The organism is Romboutsia sp. 13368 (genome assembly GCF_018336475.1).
Lineage (GTDB): Bacteria > Bacillota > Clostridia > Peptostreptococcales > Peptostreptococcaceae > Romboutsia.
In genome coordinates, this window is sequence record NZ_CP048741.1 from 511,607 (window position 1) to 512,227 (window position 621).

The 621-nt window shown below is 28.2% G+C and carries 1 protein-coding gene and 1 pseudogene; both read left to right on the forward strand.

Going from position 1 to position 621, the window contains the following annotated elements:
* Nucleotides 1-172 (forward strand): annotated as a pseudogene (locus G3997_RS11500) (NADH peroxidase); the annotation flags it as partial.
* Between the two features lie 26 nt (nt 173-198).
* Complete coding sequence (locus tag G3997_RS02165; protein ID WP_296647368.1) at nt 199-516, forward strand: DUF1540 domain-containing protein; 318 nt, start codon at nt 199-201, stop codon at nt 514-516.
* Nucleotides 517-621: the final 105 nt, after the last annotated feature.

Consider the following 621-nt stretch of genomic DNA (forward strand, 5'->3'; position numbering starts at 1 on the left):
TGCTAGAGTTGAAGCTGAATATGGAGCTTGCTCAGGTAAAAAAGAGTTAGCAGGACTTGCTAAAAAACATAACTTAGATGCTATACATGATAGTGTTCATGAAATGTGTAAAGATGAAGCTAGACATGGTAGAGCATTTAAGGGTCTATTAGATAGATATTTCTCTAAATAAATCTTAGGAGGTAAGGAGGTATAAATATGAATAAAATAAATTGTAGTGTTGAAAATTGCTCTCATAATAGTAGTGGAGTTTGCTATGCAAATCGTATAGATGTAGGTAGTAAAGGGGCAACTGATGAAGATCAAACTTGTTGTGGTTCTTTTCTTGATAGAAAACACTATTCAACTTTAACTAATAATACTAATGATGATGGACCTTGTGATTGTATAGTTTGTACTGCTGAAAATTGTACTTATAATAATAATAAATTATGTACAGCAGATGTTATACAAGTAACTGGAGATAATGTAAGAATATATACAGAAGCAATATGTTCTACATTTAAAATGAAATAGATATTAAGTATAAATGAAAGAGAGAACTGACAGTTCTCTCTTTCATTTATACTTAAATTATTATAAAAATATATTATAATTATATCTTCTAAAAATACCTAATTT

What these genes read in the sequence shown, in the direction of transcription:
- G3997_RS02165 (WP_296647368.1), top strand. Translation starts at nt 199, where the DNA reads ATGAATAAAATAAATTGTAGTGTTGAAAATTGCTCTCATAATAGTAGT.